Annotated in this window: 19 protein-coding genes; 13 read left to right on the top strand and 6 right to left on the bottom strand. The window is 69.3% G+C overall.

Annotated elements, in window-relative coordinates; translation table 11 throughout:
- Positions 1-10: 10 nt before the first annotated feature.
- From pstB to ACLBWH_RS10705, 5 genes are all read right to left on the bottom strand, one after another.
- Positions 11-772, bottom strand: coding sequence for a phosphate ABC transporter ATP-binding protein PstB (pstB, locus tag ACLBWH_RS10725; RefSeq protein ID WP_447798827.1), 762 nt, complete (start codon positions 770-772; stop codon positions 11-13).
- Positions 766-2,022 (bottom strand): phosphate ABC transporter permease PstA, encoded by a 1,257-nt coding sequence (gene pstA / locus ACLBWH_RS10720; RefSeq protein ID WP_447798699.1) that lies wholly within the window; start codon positions 2,020-2,022, stop codon positions 766-768. Before pstA ends, pstB begins: the two co-directional genes overlap by 7 nt.
- Complete coding sequence (gene pstC / locus ACLBWH_RS10715) at positions 2,015-3,391, bottom strand: phosphate ABC transporter permease subunit PstC (protein WP_322850178.1); 1,377 nt, start codon at positions 3,389-3,391, stop codon at positions 2,015-2,017. The genes pstA and pstC overlap by 8 nt, the downstream gene beginning before the upstream one ends.
- 229 nt (positions 3,392-3,620) lie before the next feature.
- Entirely contained in the window at positions 3,621-4,688 is a 1,068-nt protein-coding gene (locus ACLBWH_RS10710) for a substrate-binding domain-containing protein (protein ID WP_447798697.1), read from the bottom strand.
- Positions 4,689-4,742: 54 nt separating this feature from the next.
- Entirely contained in the window at positions 4,743-5,969 is a 1,227-nt protein-coding gene (locus ACLBWH_RS10705; RefSeq protein WP_447798695.1) for a sensor histidine kinase, read from the bottom strand.
- A 351-nt stretch (positions 5,970-6,320) separates the two neighbouring features.
- Between ACLBWH_RS10705 and ACLBWH_RS10700 the strand changes: the two genes are divergently transcribed.
- Genes ACLBWH_RS10700 through ACLBWH_RS10685 form a run of 4 tightly spaced genes read left to right on the top strand, consistent with a single transcriptional unit; the run spans position 6,321 to position 8,854 of the window.
- Positions 6,321-6,758, top strand: coding sequence for a hypothetical protein (locus tag ACLBWH_RS10700; protein ID WP_322850175.1), 438 nt, complete (start codon positions 6,321-6,323; stop codon positions 6,756-6,758).
- Between the two features lie 4 nt (positions 6,759-6,762).
- Positions 6,763-7,029, top strand: coding sequence for an HPr-rel-A system PqqD family peptide chaperone (locus tag ACLBWH_RS10695; protein ID WP_322850174.1), 267 nt, complete (start codon positions 6,763-6,765; stop codon positions 7,027-7,029).
- Entirely contained in the window at positions 7,026-7,880 is an 855-nt protein-coding gene (locus tag ACLBWH_RS10690; RefSeq protein WP_447798693.1) for an HprK-related kinase A, read from the top strand. Before ACLBWH_RS10695 ends, ACLBWH_RS10690 begins: the two co-directional genes overlap by 4 nt.
- Positions 7,865-8,854 carry a nucleotidyltransferase domain-containing protein gene (locus ACLBWH_RS10685; RefSeq protein ID WP_447798691.1) on the top strand — a complete coding sequence of 330 codons (990 nt, stop codon included), beginning with the start codon at positions 7,865-7,867 and terminating at the stop codon, positions 8,852-8,854. Before ACLBWH_RS10690 ends, ACLBWH_RS10685 begins: the two co-directional genes overlap by 16 nt.
- On the opposite strand, the gene ACLBWH_RS10680 is transcribed toward ACLBWH_RS10685, so the two are convergent.
- Positions 8,851-9,564 (bottom strand): HAD-IA family hydrolase, encoded by a 714-nt coding sequence (locus ACLBWH_RS10680; RefSeq protein ID WP_447798689.1) that lies wholly within the window; start codon positions 9,562-9,564, stop codon positions 8,851-8,853. The two genes, ACLBWH_RS10685 and ACLBWH_RS10680, sit on opposite strands and share 4 nt — an antisense overlap.
- A gap of 61 nt (positions 9,565-9,625) precedes the next feature.
- On the opposite strand from ACLBWH_RS10680, the gene glmU reads away from it, so the two are divergent.
- From glmU to ACLBWH_RS10635, 9 genes are all read left to right on the top strand, one after another.
- The gene (gene glmU, locus ACLBWH_RS10675) at positions 9,626-10,978 is read left to right on the top strand and encodes a bifunctional UDP-N-acetylglucosamine diphosphorylase/glucosamine-1-phosphate N-acetyltransferase GlmU (protein ID WP_447798687.1); all 1,353 of its coding nucleotides are present in this window, start codon (positions 9,626-9,628) and stop codon (positions 10,976-10,978) included.
- Positions 10,979-11,003: 25 nt separating this feature from the next.
- Positions 11,004-11,354, top strand: a complete 351-nt coding sequence (locus tag ACLBWH_RS10670; RefSeq protein ID WP_322850169.1) for a ribbon-helix-helix protein, CopG family — start codon at positions 11,004-11,006, stop codon at positions 11,352-11,354.
- Positions 11,351-11,719 (top strand): PIN domain-containing protein, encoded by a 369-nt coding sequence (locus ACLBWH_RS10665; RefSeq protein ID WP_322850168.1) that lies wholly within the window; start codon positions 11,351-11,353, stop codon positions 11,717-11,719. Before ACLBWH_RS10670 ends, ACLBWH_RS10665 begins: the two co-directional genes overlap by 4 nt.
- A gap of 15 nt (positions 11,720-11,734) precedes the next feature.
- On the top strand, positions 11,735-13,558 hold the full coding sequence (gene glmS / locus ACLBWH_RS10660) for a glutamine--fructose-6-phosphate transaminase (isomerizing) (protein WP_447798685.1): 1,824 nt from the start codon (positions 11,735-11,737) through the stop codon (positions 13,556-13,558).
- Between the two features lie 65 nt (positions 13,559-13,623).
- Positions 13,624-13,803 carry a hypothetical protein gene (locus ACLBWH_RS10655; protein ID WP_447798683.1) on the top strand — a complete coding sequence of 60 codons (180 nt, stop codon included), beginning with the start codon at positions 13,624-13,626 and terminating at the stop codon, positions 13,801-13,803.
- Positions 13,804-13,847: 44 nt separating this feature from the next.
- Positions 13,848-14,762, top strand: a complete 915-nt coding sequence (locus tag ACLBWH_RS10650) for an ROK family protein (RefSeq protein WP_447798681.1) — start codon at positions 13,848-13,850, stop codon at positions 14,760-14,762.
- A 48-nt stretch (positions 14,763-14,810) separates the two neighbouring features.
- Positions 14,811-16,721 (top strand): putative bifunctional diguanylate cyclase/phosphodiesterase, encoded by a 1,911-nt coding sequence (locus ACLBWH_RS10645; RefSeq protein WP_447798825.1) that lies wholly within the window; start codon positions 14,811-14,813, stop codon positions 16,719-16,721.
- A 53-nt stretch (positions 16,722-16,774) separates the two neighbouring features.
- Positions 16,775-18,598 (top strand): ATP-binding protein, encoded by a 1,824-nt coding sequence (locus ACLBWH_RS10640; protein WP_447798679.1) that lies wholly within the window; start codon positions 16,775-16,777, stop codon positions 18,596-18,598.
- 165 nt (positions 18,599-18,763) lie between these two features.
- A complete protein-coding gene (locus tag ACLBWH_RS10635) occupies positions 18,764-21,379 on the top strand; it encodes a TonB-dependent receptor (protein ID WP_447798677.1) in 2,616 nt (871 codons plus the stop codon).
- The last annotated feature ends 10 nt before the right edge of the window (positions 21,380-21,389 follow it).

The following is a 21,389-nucleotide window of genomic DNA, read 5'->3' as shown; positions in this document are numbered from 1 at the left end:
GTCCGTCCTCTCAGCCGTAGCGGCCGGTGATGTAATCGCGGGTGCGCTCTTCCCGCGGATTGGTGAAGATGTCGCTGGTCGCGCCGAATTCGACCAACTGGCCGAGGTGGAAGAAGGCGGTCTGTTGCGAGACGCGCGCCGCCTGCTGCATGTTGTGCGTGACGATCACGATCGCATAGCGGCCCTTCAGTTCGTGGATCAGCTCCTCGATCTTGGCGGTGGCGATCGGGTCGAGCGCGCTGCACGGCTCGTCCATCAGGATCACCTCGGGTTCAACCGCGATCGCGCGGGCGATGCACAGGCGCTGCTGCTGGCCGCCCGACAGCGCGGTGCCGCTGTCCGACAGGCGGTCCTTGACCTCGTCCCACAGGCCCGCGCGGCGCAGCGATTGCTCGACCAGCGCATCGAGATCGGCGCGCGCGGTGGCGAGACCGTGGATGCGCGGGCCGTAGGCGACGTTCTCGTAGATCGACTTGGGGAAGGGATTGGGCTTCTGGAACACCATGCCGACGCGCGCGCGCAGCTGCACGACGTCCATGCCGCTGGCGTAGATGTCCTCGCCGTCGAGCAGGATCTCGCCGGTGACGCGCGCCGACGCGACGGTGTCGTTCATCCGGTTGAGCGTGCGCAGGAAGGTCGACTTGCCGCAGCCCGACGGGCCGATGAAGGCGAGGACATTGTCCTGGTCGACGTCGATCGAGACGTGGTCGATCGCCTGTTTGGCGCCGTAGAAGACGCTGATGTCACGGGCGGAAATCTTCGGGGTCACCAGCGGGTCTCGAATCTGTTGCGGAGATAGATGGCGAGCCCGTTCATCGCGAGCAGCACGACGAGCAGCACGATGATCGCCGCCGAGGTCTTCTCGACGAAGCCGCGGTCGATATCGTCCGACCACAGGAAGATCTGCACCGGCAACACGGTGGCGGGATCGGTGAGCCGCGACGGCGGTGCGGCGATGAAGGCACGCATGCCGATCATCAGCAGCGGCGCGGTCTCGCCGAGCGCGCGTGCCATGCCGATGATCGTGCCGGTCAGGATGCCGGGCAGCGCGAGCGGCAGCACATGGTCGAACACCACCTGCACCGGCGAGGCGCCGACCGCGAGCGCGGCGTCGCGGATCGACGGCGGCACTGCCTTGATCGCGTTCCTGCCGGTGATGACGATCACCGGCATCGTCATCAGCGCCAGCGTCAGCCCGCCGACCAGCGGCGCCGAGCGGGGGAGATGGAAGGTGCCGAGGAACACCGCGAGGCCGAGCAGGCCGAAGATGATCGACGGCACCGCGGCGAGATTGTTGATCGACACCTCGATGAGGTCGGTCCAGCGGTTCCGCGGCGCATATTCCTCGAGATACAGCGCGGCGAGCACGCCGATCGGGAAAGCGAGGACGATCGTGACGGCCATCGTCAGCAGCGAACCCTTGAGCGCGCCCCAGATGCCGACGCGGGTCGGATCGGTCGAATCGGCGGCGGTGAGGAAGCCGCCGCTCCAGCTGGTGGTCAGCAGCCCGCGTGCCTGCAACCGCGCCACCGCGGCCTCCGCGGCGGGGGTGCCGTCGTGCTTGGCGGCGACATCGATCGCGCTCGCCACCGGCACCGCGATCGTCGTGCGGCCGCGCAGCAGCGCCGGATCGCGCTTTACCGCATCGCGCACCACCAGCCAGGCGCCGTCCGAGATCAGGTCCGCGCCACCCGGCCCGAACGCACGCGTCGCGGCGCCGTCGACCGCGTTTTCCAGCCCCGCGCCGGCGAGCGCGAGATCGGCGCCGCGGCCGTGCAATTGCGCCGGCGTCACCGCCAGTTTCGCGGCGGCGAAGTCGATCGGCAGCGCGATCCGCGTCTGGCGGAATCCGCTCAGCCCCTCCCACACCATGCTCGCGAGCAGGAAGGCGAGGAACGCCGCCGACAGCCACACCGCGGCAAGGCCCATCAGCCGGAACCGCCGCTCGGCCGCATAGCGTCGCCGGGTGCGCCGCTGCACCGCCGTCGCCGTCCAGTCGGTGGGCAGGCGCGACTTATTCATAGGCTTCCCGATAGCGTTTGACGACGGTCAGCGCGACGATGTTGAGCGCCAGCGTGATGACGAACAAGGTGAGGCCGAGCGCGAAGGCGGCGAGGGTCTTGGCGCTGTCGAACTCCGCCTCGCCGGTGAGCAGATCGACGATCTGCTTGGTGACCGTCGTCGTGCTGGCGAAGGGATTGGCGGTGAGCGTCGCGACGCCGCTTGCCGCCATGACGACGATCATCGTCTCGCCGATCGCTCGGGAGACCGCGAGCAATATGCCGCCGACGACGCCGGGCAGCGCGGCGGGCAGGATGACGCGGCGGATCGTCTCCGACTGGGTCGCACCCATCGCCAGGCTGCCGTCGCGCATCGCGGCGGGGACGGCGGCGATCGAATCGTCCGCCATCGACGAGACGAAGGGGATGATCATGATCCCCATCACCGCGCCCGCCGCCAGCGCGCTCTCCGAGGAGGCATTGGCCACGCCGAGCGCGACGCCGAGCTGGCGCACCGCCGGGGCGACGGTGAGCGCCGCGAAATAGCCGTAGACGACGGTCGGCACGCCGGCGAGCATCTCCAGCACCGGTTTCATCCAGGCGCGGGTGCGGACATGCGCATATTGGGTGAGATAGATCGCGCTCATCAGCCCGAACGGGATCGCCACCGCCATCGCGATCACCGCGCCGATGAAGAAGGTGCCCCAGAACAAGGGCACCGCGCCGAGGCTGGCGCCGGGATCGCGCGCGTCGATTACCTGCGGGCTCCAGTGCATGCCGAACAGGAAGTCGCCGATCGGCACGATGCGGAAGAAACGCGCCGATTCGTAGAGCAACGACGCGACGATACCCACCGTGGTGAGGATCGCGATCAGCGACGCGGCGAGCAGCAGCAGCATGACGACGCGCTCGACCTGCGTCCGCGCGGCGAAATCGGGGCGCACCCGCGTGAAGGCGAGGCCGCCGCCGGCGAAGGCGAGCAGCAAGGCGATGACGGTGGCGATCCAGTCGTAGCGGGTCTGCGCGGTCGCATAAGCGGGGGCGAGCGTGGCGGAGAGGTCGTGGAACGCGCCATAGCCGCGCCCCGCGCCGAGCTCGCGCGCTTCCGACAGGATCGAGGCGCGCTCGAAGCCCGGTGGCGGCAGTGCCGCCGCGGCGGGGGTGGCGAGCACCGCGTCGGTGACCAGCGCCGGTGCGGTCAGGCTCCATATCGCGAGGAAGACGAGCGGCGGAACGAGCGCGCAGACGGCGACGAAATAGCCGTAATGCACGGGCAGGGCGGTGAACCGCGCGCGTCCCGGCGTGCGGAACGTCGCGGCGCGCATCCGCGCGGCAAGCCAGCCGATCAGCGCGAGCCCGAACACGACGATGGCGACGGCAAGCGCGCTCATGACACCCGGCCCGCCACATCCATCCCGTCGCCCCGGACGTGATCGAGACCTGTCCAAAACTCCCCAAGTGCTCCTGCGAAAGCAGGAGCCCAGGAGTCCCGAGCGCCAGACGTTGGTTTGCTCCTGCTTTCGCAGGAGCATCGCGCTGCTCGTACGGTGCTCCTTGCCGCGGCGCGGACCCAGGAACGAGTCCGGGGCGACGGCGTGGGTGGGGGAAGCATAGTGCGCATCACGACGGCAGCTCCGCCGGATCGAGCGGCGTTTCGTGCGCGACCACCGCGGCGGCCTTCGCGCGGATCGCCGGCGGCGCGGCGATCAGGCCGCGGCGGACGAGCGGACCCTCCGGTCCCCAGGCGCGGGTATAGCTTTGCAGGAAATCCTTGAGGCCGGGGATCGCCTTGAGATGCGCGATCTTGACGTAGAGGTACAGGGCGCGCGACCCCGGATAGGCGCCGGCGGCGATCGTCGCATAGCTCGGCTTGACCCCGTCGATCGCGACGCCGTCCACCGTGCCGGCATTCTGTTCGAGATAGCTGTAGCCGAAGACGCCGATCGCATCGGGATTGGCGGCCAGTTTCTGGACGATCAGATTGTCGTTCTCGCCGGCGTCGACATAGGCGCCGTCCTCGCGCACCCGCGTGCACAGGATTTTGTGCGCCTCCGGATCGCTGCGGGCGAGCGCCTTGGCACGCGGATCGATCGCCTCGCAACCGCGGGTCAGGATCAGTTCGGCGAGCGCGTCGCGCGTGCCGCTGGTCGCGGGCGGGCCATAGACCTGGATCGGCGTCGCTGGCAGCGCCGGATTGACGTCGCGCCAGACGCGCGCGCGGTTGGCGACGCCGCCCGGCGCCGCGGCGAGCGCGCGATAGAGATCGGCGGGGGTCAGCATCATCCCCGGTCCGCTCCCCGCGGGTCGCCGTGCCTCGGCGAAGGCGATGCCGTCGATGCCGATCTGCACCTCCATGATCGGGCCGACGCCATTGTGCGCGCAGATGCGATATTCGCTGCGCTTCATCCGTCGCGAGGCATCCTCGATATCGGGATGCGCCGCGCCGAGCCCCGCGCAGAACAGCCGCATCCCCGCGCCGGTGCCGGTCGATTCGATCACCGGCGCCTTGGCATCGGGCTGGTTGGCGACGAAGGTCTCGGCGACGAGCGTGGTGAACGGATAGACGGTCGACGATCCCACCGCGGTGATCTGGTCGCGCGCACCGCCGCCGCCGCCGTTCGCCTGATCCTGGCAGCCGGCGAGGCAGAGCGCCCACATCAGCAGCGGGCCAAGAATTCGAACGCGCATCATGTCCCCGCGAGCGACTCGACGTCGCCACGATCCGCCTGTGTGACGGTTACGTTACCCTTTGATGACACCGGCTTCGGCGAGCGCATCCGCCGGCGGCAAGGCGACGGTGACGCTGGTGCCGATTCCGACCCGGCTGACGATGTCGAGCCGGCCGCGATGCCGTTCGACGATATGCTTGACGATCGCGAGGCCGAGCCCGGTGCCGCCGACGCTGCGGCTGCGGCCGGGATCGACGCGATAGAAACGCTCGGTCAGCCGCGGGATGTGCTGCGGCGCGATGCCCTCGCCCTCGTCGCTGACGGTGAGGCGCAGCAGGTTCGACGGATCGAGCCCCAGCACCACCGTCACCGGCGACCCCGCCCGGCCGTATTTCATCGCATTGCCGATCAGATTGTGCAGCAACTGCGACAGTTGCGCCTCGTCGCCGACGACCTCGGGCAGGTCCGGCTCGATGGTCACGCCGACGTCCTGCGCGCGCGGGCTGTGCGCGGCGGCGATCTCGGCGGCGACATCCTCGAGCAATTCGCTCAGCGACAGCCGTTCGCCGGGCAGCCGGTATTTTTCCGCCTCGATCCGGGAGAGCGAGATCAGATCCTCGACCAGCCGCTGCATCCGCCGCGCCTCGGCGAACATCACGTCGAGGAAGCGACGGCGCAGACCCGGGTCCTCGCCCGCCTCTTCGTTGAGCGTCTCGATGAAGCCGAGGATCGAGGCGAGCGGGGTGCGCAATTCGTGGCTGGCGTTGGCGACGAAATCGACGCGCATCTTCTCGGCGGCGTAATTGCCCGATTGGTCGACGAGATGGACGATGCGCGCACCGTCGGCGGTTTCGCCGGTGCGCATTTCCCAGCGCTGGTCGGGGGTGCCGAGGCCGACCAGTTCGACCGGCCGGCCGGGCAATGCCGCGCCCGAGGTCAGCCGGTCGGCGGCGGCGGGATGGCGGATCGCGACACGCACGTCCTCGCCGACGATATGGCGGCCGAGCAGCGCGCGCGCCGCGGTGTTGGCGCAGGTGACGACGCCGCCGCGGACCAGCAGCACCGGCTCGGCGATGACGTCGAGCACCTCGCCGAGCAGCACATTGGCATCCGGCCCGGCATGGCGCGCGGCGGCGATCCCCTGGTCGCCGCGCCCCATCGCCGCCAGCGCCGCCGCCACCGCGCCGACGCAGGCGATCGTGGCGCCGTCGGGCCGCCCGTCGACGAGGAACACGCCCGCACCGGTGCCGAAGGCGATTCCCAGCGCGCCGCTGAGCCGTTGGACGAATCGGGAAGCCATGACGCGTGGCTAGCCGAGCTTGGCCGCGGCGGGGAGGGGGGATGTGGTCCCAGACCTCGGGATGATCGAGCCGCCGGGCTCCCGCCCCATCCTCCCCCTCCACCACTCGGCTGACGCCGAGCGGTCCCCGTCCCCTTGGCGGGGGAGGTATGAGGCGGACGTAATTCCTCCCCCGCCAGGGGGAGGTGGCGCGGCGAAGCCGTGACGGAGGGGGAGGGCAGGGCGGGAGCCCCGCGACGTCATCAACCCCGACCGTCGCACCGGAATTCCCCCTTCGTCCCGGCACCGCACATTTCCTGCGCTTGCCAGTGGTTAGCGAATGTGAAAGGCAGTGGCGGTAGCAGGGGTGCCATGAGTGACGAAACGCCGGTCGACGGCTACAATCCAGCGCAGGCGGGACCGGCGGAGCCGGACGATGCCGCCGTCGCCACCCGGCGCCGCGTCCTGATGCTCGGCGCGGTGACCGCCGGTGCGGTGGTCTCGATCCGTCCGGCGCTCGCGCAGACCGCAGGTTCGGTGATGACCTGCGAGATCCCGGTGCCCGATCTGGGGCGCGCCGGCCGCTTCATCGATCCGGCGGGCAACGTCGTCGCGCCCGGCACCAAGGGCGCGTTCCCGCCCGCCTCGCGCCCGTTCAAGGGCGAAGAGGTCAAGCGTGCGCTCGCCGGCGCGCAACTGCCCGGCACGACATATGAGAGCAACCGCGCCTATGTGAGCTATATCCGCAGGTTGCAGCGCGGGCAGGGCGGCTTCACCTGCTTTGCCTCGTTGCAGATGCCGCGCGGCTGACGCCTTGCGCTACCGCGCCCCGGCCGACGCGGCGCTGCTGACCGCCGAACTCGACGCCTTCACCGCCGTCTTCCATCGTCCGTCCGGGATCACGCATCTGCTGGTCAGCCCCGCGCCCGAGATCGTCGCGTTGCTCGCCGACACGCCGCTCGATCTCGATACGCTGCTGGTCCGATTGGGCGAGCGCTACGATCTCGCCGACGCCAGCCGCGATGCGCTGGCGGCGCGGCTCGACGAGCTGGTCGCGGCGGGGCTGGTCGAGGCTCTATGAGGCACGTCTTCACCGTGCGGATCGGCCCAATCGGCTTTCGCGTCGGCAGCGACTGGCGGGCGCCGATCGACGCCTTGCGCGAACTCTATCGTTATTATCCCTCGCCCAATCTGCCCGATTTCACCGTACGGCTGGAGGCGACGCATTGGTGGCGGCGCTGGCTGCGCCCGTCGATCCGCATCGCCGGCGACTATACGCTGCCGGAGGCGGCGCCGCTGCCGCTCGCGCAGGGGCTGCTCGCCGCCGAAATGGCGATGAACCTGCAACTGGCGCTGGGTGGCCGCCGCTATCTGCTGCTCCACGCCGCCTGCGTCGAGCGCGACGGGCGCGCGCTGCTGCTCACCGGCGAATCGGCTGCGGGCAAGTCGACGCTGGCGACGCTGCTGGCGGCGCGCGGCTGGCGGTTCATGAGCGACGAATTCGCGCTGATCGATCCCGAGACCGGACTCGTCCACCCGTTCCCGCGCCTCATCAGCCTCAAGAACGAAGCGATCGCCGCCGCGATCGCCGCGCGGCCCGATGCCAAATTGGGGCCGCTGCTCACCGGCACGCCCAAGGGCGACATCCGCCATATGGTGCCCGACGCGCTCGCGGTCGGCGCGATGGACGAGCCCGCGGCGCCGGTGATGCTGCTCTACCCGCGCCACGGCTTCGCGGCGGAGACGCGCGGCGTGCGGCCGTCGGAATCGTTCGTCCGGCTGACCCAGGCGTCGACCAATTACGTCGCGCTCGGCGAGGCGGGGTTCGGCGCGCTGACCCGGCTGGTGCGCGCGACGCCGGCACACGCGATCGACTATCCCGACGGCGCGGCGGCGATCGCGCAGGTGGAGGCGTTGTGGCGGACGCTCTGATCCTCGCGCGCGCGCTCGCCGACCCGCAGTCGCTGGCGCTCGACACCGACTGGATCGGCCTCGTCACGACGGCGCGCGCGGAGCAATTGCTCGGCACGCTCGCCTATCGCCTCGATGGCCTGCCGCTGCCCGAGGATGTCGCGCTGCTGCTCGCCGATGCCCGTGCCGCCGCCGAAAACGGCCGCCGCGCCGCTTTGTGGGAGGCGGATATGGCGCGGCGTGCGCTCGCCGGACTGGAATGTCCGGTGGTGCTGCTCAAGGGGACGGCGTTCGTCGCCGCCGGCCTGCTCGCCGGGCGCGGCCGCTCGATCGGCGATCTCGACATCCTCGTGCCGCGCGAGTCGCTCGACGCGGTCGAGGCGGCGCTGCTCGCGGCGGGGTGGGAATGGGTCAAGCCCGATCCCTATGACGACAGCTATTACCGGCGGTGGATGCACGAGCTGCCGCCGCTGATCCATCGCACGCGCGACCGGATGATCGACGTCCACCATACCATCCTGCCGCTCACCGCGCGGATCACACCCGATGCGGCGGCGCTGCTGGCGCAGGCGCGGCCGCTCGGCAACGGCCTTGCCGTGCTGTCGCCCGACGACATGCTGGTTCACGCCGCCGCGCATCTGTTCGCCGATGGCGACCTGGCGGGTGGCCTGCGCAACCTGTGGGATATCCACTGCCTGATCGACGATCACGGCAGCGAGGGCGCGCGGGCGCGGGCGGCGGAGCACGGCCTTTCGCGCGAGGTCGCACGCGCGTTGCGGCTCACGCACCGGGTGTTCGCGACGCCGGTCGATCCGGCCTATCGTACGCTGGCGCGGGGCGACGCGCTCTACCTGCGCCGGCTGCTCGCGCGCGACGACTGGGGCCGGCCGATCCGCCCGGCGACGCGGCTGGCCTTCTACGTCCGCTCGCACTGGCTGCGCATGCCGCCGGCGATGCTCGCGCGCCACCTCTGGGCGAAGTGGCGGCGGGGCTAGCCGCCGAGTCGGTGTCCCAGCCGCTCCAGCGTCGGGATCAGTTCGTCATAGCCGTCGATGATCGCATCCGCGCCGAGGTCCGCAACCGGCTGCATCAGGAAGCCGAACGAACAGGCGACCGTCGGCAGGCCCGCCGCCTTGCCCGCCTCGATATCGAAGATCGAATCGCCGACGAACGCCGCGGTGCCGCCGCCGCAGCGCGCCAGCATCTCGTAGATCGGCTTGGGGCTGGGCTTGGCGTTGCCCGGCCCCATCGTGTCGCCGCCGATGATGCAGGCGAAGCGGCCGGTGAGATCGAGCGCGCCGAGCAGCTTGCGGGCCAGCCCCTCCAGCTTGTTGGTCACCACCGCCAGCCGCGCGCCGCGTGCGGCGAGCGCATCCAGCGCCTCGAGCACGCCCGGATAGGGCTGGGTCAGATCGGCGATATGCGCCTCGTAATGGTCGAGCAGCCGCCGGTGCAGCACGTCGAGCGTCGCCTCGTCGCAGCCGCCGGTCGCCGTCATGCCCTGCGCGAGCATGCGGCGCGCGCCGCCGCCGATCATCGGCTTGACCTGCGCGACGCCGAGCGGTGCCCGCCCGACCGAGGCGAGCGCATGGTTGACCGCCGCGGCGAGGTCGCCGCTGGTATCGAGCAGCGTCCCGTCGAGATCGAATCCGACGATGTCGAACGGAGCGTCGGGAGACGGACGGGGCGGTGAATTCGACGTCATATCCGTGCGCCGGTGACGCGTCGGTATGGAATTGGCAAGTCTTCCGTGGCAGCAGGACGGCATGACCACATCTCTCGCCGTCATCATCCTCGCCGCGGGCAAGGGCACGCGGATGAAGTCCGATTTGCACAAGGTGCTGCATCCCATCGCCGGGCGGCCGATGCTGCTCCACCTGATCGACAGCCTCAATCGCGCCGGCGCGACGCGCCGCGTCGTCGTGGTCGGCGCCTCGGGCGAGCAGGTCGAATCGGCGGTGGCGTCGACCGGGGTGGAGATCGCGTGGCAGCGCGAGCAGCTCGGCACCGCGCATGCCGCGTTGCAGGCGAAGGCGGCGCTGGCCGATTTCGACGGCATCGCGATCGTCTGCTTCGGCGACACGCCGCTGCTCGGCAGCGACACCGTCGCGCGGCTCGCGGCGCGGCTCGAGGCGCCCGACGCGCCGATCGTCGCGGTGCTCGGCTTCCGCCCCGCCGATGCGCGCGCTTATGGCCGGATCATCGCGGCGAGCGACGGCACGATCCGCAAGATGGTGGAATATAAGGACGCCAGCCCCGCCGAGCGCGCCGTCGAATTGTGCAATTCGGGCGTCACGGCGGTGCGCACGCGCGACCTGTGGCGGCTGCTCGAAGCCGTCGGCAACGACAATGCGGCGGGCGAATATTACCTCCCCGACGTGGTGACGCTGGCGATCGCCGGCGGCGGCCGCGCGGTGTGTATCGAGACGGGTGAGGACGAGGTCGCCGGCATCAACAGCCGCGGCGAGCTGGCGGCGGTCGAGGCGGGTTGGCAGGCGGCGCGGCGGGCGCAGGCGATGGCCGACGGCGCGACGCTGATCGCGCCCGAGACGGTGTGGTTCAGCCACGACACCGTCGTCGGTCGCGACGTGGTGATCGAGCCCAATGTCGTCTTCGGCCCCGGCGTCACGATCGCCGACGGCGTCGTCATCCACGCCTTCAGCCATATCGAGGGCGCGACGATCGGCGCGAAGGCGGAGGTGGGACCCTATGCCCGGCTGCGTCCCGGCGCGACGCTGGGCGTCAAATCGAAGGTCGGCAATTTCGTCGAGATCAAGAAGGCGGTGCTCGGCGAGGGCGCCAAGGTCAACCATCTCTCCTATATCGGCGATGCCGAGATCGGCGCGGCGGCGAACATCGGCGCGGGCACGATCACCTGCAATTACGACGGCTTCTTCAAATACAAGACACAGATCGGCGCCGGCGCGTTCATCGGCTCCAACTCGGCGCTGGTCGCGCCGGTGTCGGTCGGCGACGGCGCGATCGTCGCGGCGGGATCGGTGCTGACGCAGGACGTGGAGGCCGGCGCGCTGGCGCTGGTCCGTCCGCCGCAGGTGGCGAAGCAAGGCTGGGCGACGCGCTTCCGCGAGCGGATGGCGGCGCGCAAGGCTGGCCAGTGATATCGGCGTGTGATATCATCGGGGCATGACTCGCATCCTTGCCGATCTGCCCGACGACGACGTCAAATGGCTCGATGCGCGTGCCGCCGAGCAGGGCAAGTCGCGCGCCTCGCTGCTGCGCGAGGCGGTCGCCAGCTATCGTGCCGAAACGCCGCCGTCGAAAGATACGAGCTGGCTCGACGATGCCTTCGGCCTGTGGAAGGACCGGACCGACATCGGCGATGCGGTCGAATGGCAGCGCCGCGAGCGGGCGTCCTGGACCCGCCCGTGGGATGACGATTACGAGGACGTGAAAGCCGAATTTCCGGACCTGTTCGATGCGGAGGACGATCGTCAGCGCCAGATTTATCTGGATATGAAAAACGGTCGTTTGTGATCGCGCGCTCGTTCGACAGCAATATTCTGATCGACGCATTGAACGGGCACGAGCCGGCGCATGCCGAGATCGCTTCCGCGACCTATCTGCACATCAGCCGCGTGACGTGGATCGAGGTGCTGTCGAAGGTCGAGGAAGATCAGCTGCCGGTGGTGCATCGCTTCCTCAACCGCTTTGAGATCGACGAACTCGACCTCGTTATCGCACAGCGCGCGGCCGCGCTCCGCCGGGAACGGCGGCGACTGAAGCTTGCCGACGCGGTCATCCTCGCCTCGGCGCAGGAACACGGCCGCATCCTCGTTACTCGAAACATCAAGGATTTCCCGGCGACCATGCCGGGCATCCGTGTTCCCTACCTCCTCTGAAGGCAGACCCCGATCATGTGTGGAATCGTTGGAATCGTCGGCGCGGAAGACGTCGCGGATCGCCTGCTCGACGGGCTCAAGCGCCTCGAATATCGCGGCTACGATTCAGCCGGCATCGCCACCGATCATGACGGCGCGATCGAGCGCCGGCGTGCCTCGGGCAAGCTCGTCAACCTCGCGCGCGAGCTTGCCGCGCATCCGCTGCCCGGCACCACCGGCATCGCGCACACGCGCTGGGCGACGCATGGCGGTCCGACCACCAACAACGCGCATCCGCATGCGACCGAGGAGGTCGCGGTGGTCCACAACGGCATCATCGAGAATTTCAAGCCGCTGCGCGACGAACTGATCGCCCGCGGCCGCGTCTTCACCAGCGAGACGGATACCGAGGTCGTCGCGCACCTCATCAGCGAGAAGGTCGAGGCGGGGATCGATCCCGTCGGTGCGGTGCGCGAGGTGCTGCCGCGCCTGCACGGCGCCTTCGCGCTCGCCATCCTGTTCCGCAAGCATCCCGAATTGCTGATCGGCGCGCGGCTCGGCTCGCCGCTCGTCGTCGGCCATGGCGACGGCGAGACCTATCTCGGCTCCGACGCGCTGGCGCTGGCGCCGCTGACCCAGCGCATCGCCTATCTCGACGAGGGCGATTGGGTCGTCTGCACCGCGGAGGGCGCGCAGGTCTACGATCGTGAGAACCATCCGGTCGAGCGTGCGATCACCATCTCCGGCGTCACCGGCGAGCTGATCAGCAAGGGCAATCACCGCCATTACATGCTGAAAGAGATTTACGAGCAGCCGATCGTCGTCGCCCAGACGTTGCGCTCGTACCTCCAGCGGATGGAGGAGCGCGTCACGCTGCCGATCCCCGAATTCGACCTGTCGAGCATCAAGCGCGTCACCATCGTCGCCTGCGGCACCAGTTTCTACGCCGGCATGGTCGCCAAATATTGGTTCGAGCAATTCGCCCGCGTCCCCGTCGACCTCGATGTCGCGTCCGAATTCCGCTACCGCGCGCCCGTGATGGAGCCGGGCGGGCTCGCGCTGTTCATCAGCCAGTCGGGCGAGACCGCCGACACGCTCGCCGCGCTGCGCCACGCGCGTTCCGAAGCGCAGACGATCGCGGTCGTTGTCAACGTGCCGACCAGCAGCATGGCGCGCGAGGCCGACCTTTTGCTGCCGACGCATGCCGGTCCGGAGATCGGCGTCGCCAGCACCAAGGCGTTCACCTGCCAGCTTGCGGTGCTCGCCGCGCTCGCCGCCAATCTCGCCCGCGCCAAGGGCAAGCTCAAGCCGGGCGAGGAGCGCGACATCGTCCGCCACCTCGCCGAGGCGCCCGCCGCCCTGAATGGCGCGCTCGCCTATGACGAGGCTATCCAGGCGATGGCCGGCGTGATCGCGAGCGCACGCGACGTCCTCTATCTCGGCCGCGGCACCGATTATCCGCTGGCGCTGGAAGGGGCGCTCAAGCTCAAGGAGATCAGCTACATCCACGCCGAAGGCTATGCCGCCGGCGAGATGAAGCACGGCCCGATCGCACTGATCGACGAGAACGTGCCGGTGATCGTCATCGCCCCCTCCGGCCCGCTGTTCGACAAGACGGTGAGCAACATGCAGGAGGTGCAGGCGCGCGGCGGCAAGGTCGTCCTCATCAGCGATTACGACGGTATCCAGGCGGCAGGCGAGAATTGCGTCGCGACGATCACGATGCCGAAAGTCCATCCGCTGATCGCGCCGCTCGTCTATGCGGTGCCGGTGCAGCTGCTCGCCTATCATGTCGCGGTGGCGAAGGGGACGGACGTCGACCAGCCCCGCAACCTCGCCAAATCGGTGACGGTGGAATAGCCGCGCCCCGGGACATCGCGGTCGCCGGTTGCGGGCCGGCGGGGCTCGCCGCGGTACTGCTACCGGTGCGCGATGGCCACCGCGTTACTCCGGTCTACCAATCCGACAGCCGCGTCCTGCCGTTCGTGCGCGACCGGCTGGTCGGGCTATCGTCCGGGCGCTGGCGGGCAAGTCGCATACAGGCGGCGATGGCCGGCGGTCTGATCGGGCGGTTGCTTGCGTCGCTTGCGCTGGCCCTCGCCTAACCTGCTGTTGTCGGCTAACGCCCGCGCCCTAAGGAGAAACGATCGTGGTTAGCGTCCCCCCTCTGGTAGCCGGTATCGAATTGGGTGGGACCAAGATCGTCTGCCTGCTGGCGCGCGGGCCCGATGCGATCGAGGATCGCGTGCAATTGCCGACCACGCGGCCCGAAGAAACGCTGGCGGCGATCGAGCATGTCCTCGACGGCTGGGGCAAGTTCGATGCGCTCGGCATCGCCAGCTTCGGCCCGATCTCGATCGACCGGCACGCCGCCGATTACGGCCATGTCACCTCGACCCCCAAGCCGCATTGGGCGGGGACCGACGTCGCCAAGCGGCTCGCCGCGCGCTACGAGGTGCCGACCGGTTTCCATACCGATGTCGTCGGCGCGGCGCTGGCGGAGGCGCGCTGGGGCGCCGCCGAGGGGCTCCGCGATGTCGCTTACGTGACGGTCGGCACCGGCATCGGCGTCGGCCTGATCGCCGGCGGCGTGCCGGTGGACGGCCTCACCCATAGCGAATTGGGGCATGTCCGTCCCGACCGGCTGGCCGGCGACGACTGGATCGGCATCTGCCCGTTCCACGGCGGCTGCCTCGAGGGGCTCGCCGCCGGTCCCGCGATCGGTGCGCGCGCCGGCAAGAAGGGCGAGGACATCGCCGCCGACGATCCGGTCTGGGAGCCGGTCGGCCATGTCCTTGCACAGCTCTGCCACACGCTGGTGCTCACCGGCGTGCCGCGGCGGATCGTGATGGGCGGCGGCGTGATGGTCGGCAACGACCATCTCTTCCCGCGTATCCGTGCCGCGATGGTCAAGAGCCTCGCCGGATATATCGCCTTGCCCGAGATTTCAGAGCCCGCGTTCGTCGTCCCGCCGGCGCTCGGCGGCAATGCGGGGCCGCTCGGCGCGATCGTGCTCGGCGGCCAGGCGCTCGAAGATCAGTTAAAGTCGTTCACGGCCCTTTAACCGTATTTGCTTACCTCTCCGCCAACGAGGAGAGGGAAGTTCGTGTCGATGACTGCCGCCGCACCCGAACGCCTGCCGCGCAAGCGCCTGCTCGTCGTCGACGACGAACCGGCGATGCACGACAGCTACGTGCGCAGCTTCGCCCGCCGGCGCGGCGCGGACGAGGATGCGCTCGGCGTGATGGCGGCGGATCTGTTCGGCGCCGATGCCGCGCGCGATCCGGACGAGCCCGAGCCGTTCGAACTCACCTTCTGCCACCAGGGGCATGAGGCGGTCGCCGCGGTCGAGGCGGCGCAGGCGGCCGGCGCGCCTTATACCGTCGCCTTCATCGACATCCGCATGCCCCCCGGCATCGACGGGCGCGAGACCGCGCGGCGCATCCGCGCGATCGATCCCGAGATCAACCTGTGCATCGTCACCGGTTTCTCCGATTTCTCGCCGATCGAGATCAGCAAGGTCGCCGGTCCCGCCGACAAGATCTTCTACATCGCCAAACCCTTCGAGGTCGCCGAGATCATCCAGACCGCGACCGCGCTGGCGCGCCGGTGGGAGGTGGACCGCGAACTCGCCGCCGCGCGGACGCAGCTCGCGCAGCAGATCGTCCAGCTCGAGGAACAGGCGGCCGAACTCGCCGCCAACGAGAGCCGCGCGCTCCACATGGCGACGCACGATTCGCTCACCGATGCCCCCAACCGGCTCGCCTTCCTGCGCGCGCTCGGCGATCGCGCCCGTCGCCCGGGCCTGTTCGCGACCGCGATGTTCGATCTCGACCGGTTCAAGATCGTCAACGACACGCTCGGCCATCTTGCCGGCGACGCGCTGATCCGCGACGTCTACGCCATCCTTCAGGCGCATGCGCCCGAGGCGGCGGTGGTCGCGCGGCTCGGCGGCGACGAATTCGGCGTGCTGTTCGATGCCGCCGGCGAGGAGGCCGCGGTGATGGCGTGCGACCGCATCGTCGCCGCCTGCGCGGGCACGCATCAGGTGTTCGGCAATTCGGTGCAGAGCGGCGCCTCCGCCGGCGTCGTCGTCGTCGAGGGCAGCGGCTGCGACCCGATCGACGCGCTGCGCCGCGCCGACCTCGCGCTCAACGACGCCAAGCGCGCCGGCCGCAGCATCACCCGCCTGTTCGACGAGAGCATGGACGAGGGCATCCGCTTCCGCCGCCGCGTCGAACAGGGCCTCGCCGCCGCGATCGAGCGCGGCGAGCTCAGCCTCGTCTATCAGCCGATCGTCGGCCGCAGCGATCTGGAGGTGATCGGCTTCGAGGCGCTGGTGCGCTGGAATACCGAGGAATATGGCCCGATCAGCCCGGCGATCTTCATCCCGATCGCCGAGGAATCGAACGTCATCCACGACCTCGGCGACTGGATCCTCGACGAGGCGCTGAAGACGGTGCAGCGCTTCCCCGGCCAATATGTCTCGGTCAATTTCTCGCCGCGCCAGTTCCGCCGCCACAATTTCGTCGGCCACGTCATGGAGAGCGTCCAGCGTGCCGGCGTGCTGCCGGGCCGCGTGCAGATCGAGATCACCGAAACCGCGATCTTCGACGATGCCGAGCGCGCCGCCGAGACGCTCTATCGCCTGCGCCAGATGGGTTTCCGCATCGCGCTCGACGATTTCGGCACCGGCTATTCCTCGCTCTACAACATCCGCAAATTCGCGCTCGACAGCCTCAAGATCGATCGCAGCTTCATCGACGGCATGGGCCGCGAGCGCGAGAGTGCGGCGATCGTCCATTCGATCATCCACCTCGGCCGCGCGCTCGGGCTGGAGGTGATCGCCGAGGGTGTCGAGACCCCCGCGCAGGTACAGGCGCTGCGCCTCGCCGGCACCAGCCATCTGCAGGGCTTCTTCTTCTCGCCGCCGGTGCCCGCCGATCTCGCGATCGCGCTCGCCGAGCGGCGGGTGATAAGCGGCGCGCTGGGCGACCGGGCGGATACCGGAACCGGCAGCTGATGCGCGCGCCCGGGCTCGCCACGCGATCCCTGCGCGCGCGATCCGGCCGGGCGATGTCGCTTGGCGCCAAATTGGTGCTGATCCTCACATTGGTCGGCGTCGCCGGCGCACTTGGCATCACCGTGCTGCTCGCCGGCATCATCACGCCCAGCTTCGATGCGCTGGAGGCGAAGGCGGTGCAGGGACATGTCGACCGCACCCGCGCCGCACTTTCCGACTATGCCGCCAAGGTCGAGACCGCCGTGCGCGATTACGGCAATTGGACGCAGGGCTATGACTATATGACGACACCGCCCCCGGCGTCGCCGGCCGCGGCGGCGTTCGAGCGCAACGGCGTCTCGCGGCTCGCGCTGCGCGATCTCGGCGTCCAGGGCATCGCCTATGTCGCTGCCGACGGCGGCGTCCGGGTCGCGCGCTGGCGCGATGCGTCCCCGGCGCCCACCCGCCGCGCGATGCAGGCGGCGCTGGCGCAGGTCGCCACCCGCACCGATCTCGCCCGCATCCTCGGCAACAGTATGTCGGCGCATTTCTACGCGCGCGTCGGCCCCGCCATCGCGGCGATCGGCGTCGCGCGGGTGCGCCGTTCCGACGGCAGCGGCGATCCGCACGGCTATGTGCTGATGGCGCGCGAACTGACGTCGCGCCAGCTCTCCGACCTGCTGCGGCTCGACGCGCGGATCGGTCCGGCCGCGGACGCCGGCGGGCGCGTCGCCTCGGCGCACGGCCGGATGACGATCGCGGTGCCGATCCGCACGCCCGACGGTCGCGCGATCGCCACCGCGCGCTTCGACGTCACCCGCGACGCCACCTCGCTCGGCCGGCGCATGCTGCTGTTCGCCGCCGCCGGATCGACCTTGCTGCTGCTGATCGTGCTCGTCGTGCTGCGCCGGGTGATCGCGCGGCTGGTGCTGGCGCCGCTGCAGCGCGTCGAGCGTCACATGCAGCGCGTTCGCGCCTCGGGATCGATCGCTTTGTTCGAGGGCGACGGCCGCCGCGACGAATTCGGCTCGCTCGGCCGCAGCCTCAACGCGATGCTGTCGCAGCTCAAGGACCTGCGCGAGCAGATCGAGGTGCAGAGCTTCGCGCTCGGCCGCAGCGAAAGCGCGGTCGCGGTGATGCACAACGTCCGCAACGCGCTCACCCCGATCAGCACCATCCTGACCCAGGGCATCGCCCAGCCGCCGCCGATCGATCGCGCCACCGTCGAGCGCGCGCTCGCCGAACTCGCGCTCGATACCCTCCCGCCCGATCGTCGCGCGCGGCTCGCCGCCTTCGTCACCGCCGCCTTCGCCGCCGAGGTCGCCGGGCGCGAGACGATGCGCGGCGAGCTGCGCGTCGGTCGCGAGGCGATGGCGCACGTGCTGGAGATCATCGGCCAGCAGCAGCAGCAGGCGCACGACCGCCCGCATCTCGAAAGCTGCGACCTCAGCGACATCGTCGCGCGCAACGCCGCGATCGCGCGTTATGCCGATGCCGCCTCGATCGCGTTCAGCTTTCCCGCCGGGCCGCATTACGTCCGCGCCAATCGCGTCATCCTCAGCCAGGTGATCGGCAACCTGCTCGGCAACGCCGCCGAGGCGGTCGCCGCCACCGGCAGCGACAGCGGCAGCATCGGCGTGTCGATCCACCAGTCGGGCGACGTCGTCACCGTCCATATCCGCGACGACGGCGAAGGCTTCGACGCGGCCACCGGCACGACCGTGTTCCAGCGCGGCTTTTCGACCCGCGCGCACAAATCCGGTGGCCTCGGCCTGCACTGGTGCGCCAATTCGATGACCGCGATGGGCGGCACGCTGCGCCTGGAGAGCGAGGGCCGGGGCAGGGGCGCGGTCGCCATCCTGACGCTGCGCGCCGCCACGCCGGATCGCGCGGCATGAATCCGAGCGTATCTGTTTGATCTTCGACGCGGATTGTCGCTGCTCCACGTCCTGTTGCAGACGGGCAACGTAACAGAACGGTTACGCCAATGCCGCCATTCTGTCATTCGGCCTGCCTAGCCCGCCCGCTTGGACGCTCCCCGGGAGCGCGAGGGGGACGTGGTGATGAAGAATGTTGCACTGATGGCGGGCGTTTCCGCGCTCGGCCTGTTCGCGGTGCCCGCGGCGGCGCAGAGCAGCGATGCGGCGCACGACACCGCGACCGCGCAGGAGGCTGCGCAGGCCGACGTGCAGACCGACGCCGATATCGTCGTCGTCGGCACCGCGCAGGGCGAGAAGAAGGCGATCGAGACCAAGCGCCGCGCCGACAATTTCGTCGAGGCGCTCTACGCCAACGATGTCGGCAAACTGCCCGACCAGAATGTCGCCGAGGCGGTGCGCCGCCTGCCCGGCCTGTCGGTCGCCAACGACCAGGGCGAGGGCCGCTATGTCATCATCCGCGGCATCAACCCCAATCTCGTCAACGTGGTGCTCAACGGCCTGACGTTGCCGGCGCCCGAGCCCGATGGCCGTCAGGTCAAGCTCGACGACATCCCCTCGGCGCTGATCAACTCGATCGTCGTCACCAAGTCGCTGACCGCGGATCAGGACGCCAATGCGATCGGCGGCGAGGTCAACATCCGCACGCTGACCGCGTTCGACCGCAACAAGCCGCTCTTCGCCGACGCGCGCATCCAATATGGCGCCTATCACATCAACGGCGGCCATCCGTGGGAGGGCGACGCGCAGGTCGGCGGCCTGTTCGGCCACGATGGCCAGTTCGGCGCGGTGCTCTCGGTCAATTATTCGAAGCGGCCGATCGAATCGGAGAATTTCCAGGGTTCGACGAGCTGGCGAGTGCCGGCATCGTCTACCGGCGCGAACCAGAGCTACGTTCTGCCCGACCAGCTCGGCCTGCGCGATTACAATCTGACGCGGACCCGCAAGGGCGTCGTCCTCAATCTCGACTGGCGGCCGAGCGACGCGGTCAAGCTGTTCCTGCGCGGCACGCTGTCGCGCTTCGACGACAATGAGACGCGCGACCAGTTCATCATCGATAACCAGTCCGCCTTCGCCAATCAGACCGCGACCACCGGCACCTTCCGCGGCCGCGGCAGCGTTCGCGTCCGCCGCCGGCAGGAGACGGACAACACCAAGTCGGTGCAGGGCGGCGGCAGCCTCGCGCTCGGCGGCGATGCGACGCTCGATCTCGCCGGCGGCTGGACCCGCGCGCAGAAGCGCGATCCGCTGCGCTCGGAATATAATTTCCGCACCGGTGGTACTGCGCTGACCGTCAATTACGACGTCTCCGACACGCCGTATGTCTTCACGCCGACGGTGCAGCCCAACGCCAACCAGAGCGCCTATGGCTTCAACAGCGTCAATTACGAGACGCGCAATGCGGTGGAGACCTTGTGGCAGGGGCGGGCCGACGTCACCGTGCCACTAGGCCTCGGCAGCGACAGCAGCATCAAGGTCGGCGCTAAATATCTCGATCGCCACAAGACCAATGCGCGCGACGTGCTCAATTACGGTCTCACGACCGGCCGCAGCTTCACGCTCGCCAACGTTTCCTATCTCGGCGACACCAGCTTCTACGATGGCGCCTATCCCTTTCCGGTGCGCATCGGCTACGATCGGGCGCAGGCGTTCCTCGCCGCCAATCCCGGCACGATCGCGGTCAACGTCGCATCGAGCCGCACCAACAGCCTCGCCAACGACTATGACGTGCGCGAGAGCATCGCGGCGGGCTATGCGATGGCGACGCTCCACCTCGGCACGCTGACGTTGGTGCCCGGCGTCCGCGTCGAGAACACCCGCGACCGGACCAAGGGCAAGCTGATCACCGCCGCCTCGGCGCTCGACGCCGATTACAACGCCTTCGGCCGCAAGAGCTACACCGACGTCTTCCCGGGCCTCAACGCGAAATGGGAGGTGACCGACGGCCTGATCGTCCGCGGTGCCGCGACCACCGCGATCGGCCGCCCGAACTACCCCGACCTGTCGCCCTATGTCGCGGTCGACACGACCACCTCGCCGACGACGGTCACGCTCGGCAACCCCGATCTCAAGCCGTACAAGGCGGTCAATCTCGACGGCGCGGTCGAATATTATCTGCCGGGGCAGGGGCTTTTGTCGGTCGGCTATTTCTACAAACATATCGACGATCCGATCTACACGGGCACGCGGATCGGCCAGACGGGGACCTATGCCGGCCAGGCGCTGACCGGCGTCAGCGTCGTCCAGCCGCTCAACCTCGACAAGGCGGAGGTGCAGGGGATCGAGGCGAACGCGCAGGTCCGCTTCACCTTCCTGCCCGGCGCGCTCGACGGCTTCGGCTTCGCGGTCAATTACGCGCATATCACCGGTCATGGCAGCGGCACCGTTCCCGGCCAGCCGCCGCGCACCGGCGACCTGCCGCTGTTCCTCCAGTCGCGCGACGTCGGCACCGCGCAAATCTTCTACGAGAAATACGGCGTCGCGATCCGCGCCGCTTATTCCTATCGTTCGCCCTATCTCGACACGATCGGCACCAGCGCCGCGACCGACCAATATACCGACAGCAACGGCCAGCTCGACGTCAACCTCAGCTATGAGGTAACGCCGCAGCTCACCTTCTTCGGTCAGGCGCTCAACCTCACCGACGCGGCCTGGCGCCGCTATATCGGATCGAAGCCGCAATTGATCGAGCGCGAACGCTACGGCTACAGCTTCCGTTGGGGCGCCCAGCTCCATTTCTAGGCGGCGGTGG

This window comes from Sphingomonas sp. M6A6_1c (assembly GCF_053345135.1).
The sequence above is the reverse complement of the archived record's forward strand: the minus strand, read 5'-3'. Positions and strand labels throughout refer to the sequence as shown.